Annotated in this window: 7 protein-coding genes; 6 read left to right on the forward strand and 1 reads right to left on the reverse strand. The window is 39.4% G+C overall.

Features of this window, described 5'->3' with window-relative positions; all coding sequences use genetic code 11:
• Both ABXH34_RS17490 and ABXH34_RS17495 read left to right on the forward strand, forming a co-directional pair.
• Positions 1-773, forward strand: a 773-nt coding sequence (locus tag ABXH34_RS17490) for a response regulator (RefSeq protein ID WP_353573170.1), incomplete at its 5' end; no start/stop codon positions are given.
• Positions 773-1,270: a chemotaxis protein CheW gene (locus ABXH34_RS17495; protein WP_353573171.1), complete on the forward strand. Its 498-nt coding sequence runs from the start codon at positions 773-775 to the stop codon at positions 1,268-1,270. The genes ABXH34_RS17490 and ABXH34_RS17495, both read left to right, overlap by 1 nt.
• Before the next feature lie 70 nt (positions 1,271-1,340).
• Here ABXH34_RS17495 and ABXH34_RS17500 read toward each other — a convergent pair whose 3' ends face one another.
• A complete protein-coding gene (locus tag ABXH34_RS17500) occupies positions 1,341-2,075 on the reverse strand; it encodes a carbonic anhydrase (protein WP_353573172.1) in 735 nt (244 codons plus the stop codon).
• 268 nt (positions 2,076-2,343) lie between these two features.
• Between ABXH34_RS17500 and ABXH34_RS17505 the strand changes: the two genes are divergently transcribed.
• The 4 genes from ABXH34_RS17505 to ABXH34_RS17520 form a co-directional block, all read left to right on the forward strand.
• Complete coding sequence (locus tag ABXH34_RS17505) at positions 2,344-2,823, forward strand: Rrf2 family transcriptional regulator (protein ID WP_353573173.1); 480 nt, start codon at positions 2,344-2,346, stop codon at positions 2,821-2,823.
• 6 nt (positions 2,824-2,829) lie between these two features.
• The gene (locus ABXH34_RS17510) at positions 2,830-3,963 is read left to right on the forward strand and encodes a cysteine desulfurase family protein (protein ID WP_353573174.1); all 1,134 of its coding nucleotides are present in this window, start codon (positions 2,830-2,832) and stop codon (positions 3,961-3,963) included.
• A gap of 103 nt (positions 3,964-4,066) precedes the next feature.
• Positions 4,067-5,281, forward strand: coding sequence for an IscS subfamily cysteine desulfurase (locus ABXH34_RS17515; protein ID WP_353573175.1), 1,215 nt, complete (start codon positions 4,067-4,069; stop codon positions 5,279-5,281).
• Between the two features lie 117 nt (positions 5,282-5,398).
• On the forward strand, positions 5,399-5,474 hold a 76-nt coding region (locus ABXH34_RS17520; RefSeq protein WP_353573176.1), incomplete at its 3' end, for an iron-sulfur cluster assembly scaffold protein.

A 5,474-nucleotide genomic window follows, 5' to 3' on the forward strand; every position in this document is an offset into this window, starting at 1 on the left:
ATGTAGAGGCTGTATTGCGGATTCCACGTCAACAAGCTAATTCAGAAGAAGCCTGTTATTACAAATACATGGAACAGGATTACCGTATTTTCTATCTAGGTGATATTTTAGGCTTTAACAAAGTGGCGGGTATGGAAGCCCCATTAATTCCAACCTTATTAATTCGCTCTGGTGATCGACGAGTGGCATTGCTAGTTGATGGTATTGAAGGCAGTAAAGAAGTGGTTGTCAAACCTGTAGGCCCTCAAATTGGTTCGATTAAATGGCTAGCAGGTGCAACAATTTTGGGTGATGGTCGGGTAGTGTTGATTTTAGACATACCTACTTTAACCCGTATTGAAGATATGCCTCAGTACGAATCACTTGAAGATGAAATTGAAGAAGAAATACCTACAAGAATTATGGTAGTGGATGATTCAATTACGGTGCGTAAAGTAACAGCACGCTTACTCAAGCGGCAGGGTATGGACGTGTTTACTGCAAAAGATGGTGTCGATGCAATTGCACAGTTGCAAGATCATATTCCAGACTTAATGTTACTTGATGTGGAAATGCCACGTATGGATGGTTATGAATTGGCAACCCAAGTGCGTAATAACCCAGAATTGAAACATATCCCAATTATCATGATTACCTCGCGTACTGGTACAAAACACCGTGATCGTGCTGAGAAAATTGGGATTAACCGTTATTTAGGCAAGCCATTTAATGAGACCGAATTGCTAGAAAATATTAATGCTTTATTAAGTGAGCGTCAGACAGAGGCAGCATAATGGCGATTGAGCAAGCAGCGAATGTACGTAGTTTATTAATTCCGATTGGTAATAAACAGGTGTTATTGCCAAGTGCTGTGATTGCGGAAATTGCACCCTATTCTGAACCTGATAGTTTTGGAGAAGAAAGCAGTTTATTGGGCACATTTGAATGGCGGCAACAAGTTGTTCCTGTGCTGTCAATTCAGCAGCTTTTTCAGCTATCTGATACAAAAACCGCATTACGCCAACGGTTGGTTATTTTATATGGGCTTGAATCTGTATCGATTTTACCTTTTTATGCATTTGTTGCCTCAGGCGTGCCACGCACAATCACCATAACAGAAGAGATGTTATCTACTGCATCTAATGTAAAAATGACAGGTTTAAGTTGTGAATTAGAACTCAAAATCCCTGAACATGAGGCAATGATTGCGTGGGTACCTGATTTAACATTCTTAGAAAATACCCTACGCAAATCACCTCAATTGCTAGCAAAGATTGCTCAAGCCGCATAATTGCTAACGGATTATTATTTTTGTAGATGGTAGTTTAATACGCTCAATGACTACATCTACAATGTTCATTTTATTGCAAAACCACTCTAGCATTGATTGGCTGTATAGGGCGATTATTTGCGTGTCCCATCACTTTTTGGAATTGTTCAATTTGAGCTTTAGATGCTGTGATTGGATTTTTCATGACTAACCAACGTAAACCTTCAAAACAAGGAGGCGTGGTTAAAGAACCTGTAAAACGATAATAATCTCTATTTTCAGGTAGTAAGCTTGATAAATCCACAGTTTCTAATCCACGATATTCACCTGAATGTGTTGGCATATTTGCCCAAAGTGATTCAAGTGTAGGATTGGCTTCACCTTCTCTAAACATGACCCCAATTACCGCAAAATTTCCTTTACCATCACCATGAACAATATGCGCTTCCATTGGGAACGATTCGCCGTTAATTTGATTTTCACTAGGTGAATGGAAATGAAATTGTTTTACGGATAAGGTTAAACCATCTACACCTAGCTGGCTACCTTCAGCCATATTAATCCGAATCGTATGCCCATTGTGCAACATTTCCTTGGCTTGAGTTTGATATTGAAATGTTAATACAGGTAAATCTGCCTCAACAAAATTTGTTAAATTCACAGGAGATTGATTTTTTCCCTCGCGACAGGAATGATAACTGGGATTCACATCAGCCCAATGCTCAGGCCCAGTTGCTCCGGAATAAGCCCATTGTTCAGGACTTGCATGAGCCAAACTTGAAAAAAATAAAAATGATACGGCAAAAAAAGACAATATTTTACGCATAACTTCCAACTCCAATGATAGCTAAAATTTATAGTTATTATAATTAATATCAAATACTTATCTAAATACATTGACTATTTTAAACCATTATTAACAGTTTATTAAGTAGGAATATTTTTTAGATTCAATCAAAATTTAACTTAGATTAAAACTTGAAAAAAAACTGAGAGGACTTATCAATAAAATACTTGACTAAAATACTGAGTTATGTAACACTACAATCGTTAGGTGTTAATTTTATGTGGTTATTCAAAAGGAAAATATTGTTATGAGACTAACTACTAAAGGCCGTTATGCGGTTACTGCAATGTTGGATTTAGCTATTAACCGTGAAAATGGCCCTATTACCTTATCCGATATATCTAAACGACAAGGCATTTCTTTATCTTATTTGGAACAACTTTTTTCTAAATTGCGCCGTAATGGATTAGTTGACAGTGCACGTGGGCCAGGTGGTGGCTATCGTTTAAGCCGTGATGCAACAGATATTACGGTGGTTGAAGTGATTGAAGCGGTTGATGAAAACATCAGTGCCGATCATTGCAAAGGTATGAAAAATTGCCGAGATGGTCAGGGTTGCTTAAGTCATGAATTATGGACTGAGTTAAGTTGTCAGATTCGTGAGTTTTTAACAGGTATTACTTTAGCTCAAGTGATTAAAAAACACGCTGAAAATACCACTGATGGTGATGTTGCAGGCCTTGTTAGCCAAACCCGTGCAAGCCACCAGCACGCAGCAATGGCTTAACAAACAATGTATTATTTTGACAACAATGCCACAACGCCATTGGATGAGAGAGTATTAGCAGATATGTTGCCATATCTCAGTACTGCACATGGAAATGCTTCCAGTGCCCATTGTTATGGGAGAAAAGCCCGAGTAGCGATTGATACTGCTCGCGAGCAAGTGGCGATGTTAGTCAATGCCTATCCAGCACAAGTGATATTTACCAGTGGCGGTACAGAAGCCAATAATTTTGCAATCAAAAGCAGTGCAACCCAAGTTGGCCACCTATTGGTAGGTGCAACTGAACATGCCTCCGTGTTAAATGCAGCAAAAAGTTTGCAAACCCGAGGCTGGCGTGTAGATACGATTCCTGTAGATCATAATGGTCTGCTCCAATTTCAGGAAAACTTACTACAAAACGATACACGCTTTATTTCAGTTATGTTAGCCAATAATGAAACTGGGGTTATCAGTCCAATTCAAGATATTGTAGACGCAAGTCAGCAAAGGGAGATTATTTTTCATACTGATGCTTCACAAGCAGTTGGAAAAATACCTGTTGATTTTAATATGATAGGGGCTAATTTGATGAGCTTATCAGCACACAAGTTTTATGGGCCTCAAGGTGTTGGGGCGTTAATTACTGATAAAAGCAAAGTCTTAGAACCTTTATTACATGGTGGTGGACAAGAAAAAGGCTTACGCAGTGGTACAGAAAATATTGCAGCCATTGTCGGCTTTGGTAAAGCGGCGGAAATTGCCCATGATGAAATCAATACCAGAGTCATACATTATCAAGCGATAAAACAACAGCTTGAAGCCTATTTATCCAGTTTGGAAGGGATAGAAATTGTTGCAGAATCCGTGGAACGTTTACCCAATACGACCATGATTGTAGTAGATGACATAAAAGGGGAAACCTTGTTATTAGGCTTAGACCATGAAGACATTGCGGTCTCCAGTGGCTCAGCCTGTTATGCAGGTAAAACAGAACCCAGTCACGTACTACAAGCGATGGGCTACAGCGCCGAGCAAGCCCATAATGCGGTTAGATTTAGCCTTGGCAAAGAACAAAGTGCTGCAGATGTACATCAATTATTTGCAGCGATTAAGAAGCAATTACATGAAATGCGTTCACTCGCGCTCGCAGTTGCGATTTAGGGAATAATAATTTAAAACTCCAAGGATTGGTAATCCTGAGTTTTTTTAGTATGCCAACTTTAGCTAAGGATTAGTTATCCTAAGTTAATGACGGAGAGAGCTAATGAAATTACCTGTTTATATGGATTATTCTGCGACAACACCCGTAGACCCGCGAGTTGCAGAAAAAATGATGCAATGTTTAACAATGGATGGCAATTTTGGAAACCCTGCCTCACGTTCACATCAGTTTGGCTGGGATGCTGAAAAAGTCATAGATGAAGCACGCCAGCAAGTGGCCGATTTACTGAATTGTGACCCACGAGAAATCGTGTGGACTTCAGGTGCAACCGAATCGAATAATTTAGCGATTAAAGGGGTTGCCCATTTTCATAGCAAAAAAGGCAAACACATTATTACGGCTAAAACAGAACATAAAGCCGTATTAGATACCTGCCGTCATTTAGAAGCACAAGGCTTTGAAGTCACTTATCTAGACCCAGAGCCTAATGGCTTAATTGATTTGAAAAAATTAGAAGCTGCGATTCGTGATGATACGATTCTTATCAGCTTGATGCATGTCAATAATGAAATTGGAGTGGTAACTGATATTGCTGCGATTGGTGAAATGACCCGCGCCCGCAAAATTCTATTTCATGTTGATGCAGCGCAAAGTGCAGGTAAAGTTCAAATTAATTTGCAAAATATGAAAGTGGATTTGATGTCATTTTCAGCTCATAAAATTTACGGACCCAAAGGTGCTGGCGCATTATTTGTACGTCGCAAACCACGGGTTCGTTTAGAAGCCCAAATGCACGGTGGTGGCCATGAACGGGGTATGCGCTCAGGTACATTAGCCACTCATCAAATTGCAGGGATGGGTGAAGCATTCCGTATTGCTAAAGCAGAAATGGCAGCAGAAAACCAGCGAGTATTGGCATTGCGTCAACGCTTGTGGGATGGTTTCCAAAATATTGAAGAAATTTATATTAATGGTGATTTTGAACATCGGGTTGCAGGTAATCTGAATGTCAGCTTTAATTTTGTTGAAGGTGAATCTTTGATTATGGCCTTACGAGATTTAGCGGTGTCATCGGGTTCAGCATGTACTTCTGCAAGCTTAGAGCCATCTTATGTATTACGTGCTTTAGGTCGTAATGATGAGCTTGCACATAGTTCAATTCGATTTACCATTGGACGCTTTACCACCGAAGCTGATGTTGATTATGCGATTTCACTCATTAAAGACAGTGTATCTAAATTACGCGGGCTGTCTCCATTGTGGGATATGTATAAAGAAGGCATTGATTTAAGTAGCATTGAGTGGGCAGCACATTAAGATTTAGAGTATTGATAGGTTGTCCTAGTATCTGCAAATAGTGCATTATTTCAGGATATAGGACTGCCAGCTCAAAACTTAGAACAACAATAACTATCGTTTTATGGAGAATTTATAATGGCTTATTCAGAAAAAGTATTAGACCACTACGAAAATCCGCGTAATGTCGGTGCATTGGATAGTGCTGATTCTA

The organism is Candidatus Albibeggiatoa sp. nov. BB20 (assembly GCA_016744725.1).
In the GTDB taxonomy this organism is placed as follows: Bacteria; Pseudomonadota; Gammaproteobacteria; order Beggiatoales; family Beggiatoaceae; genus Albibeggiatoa.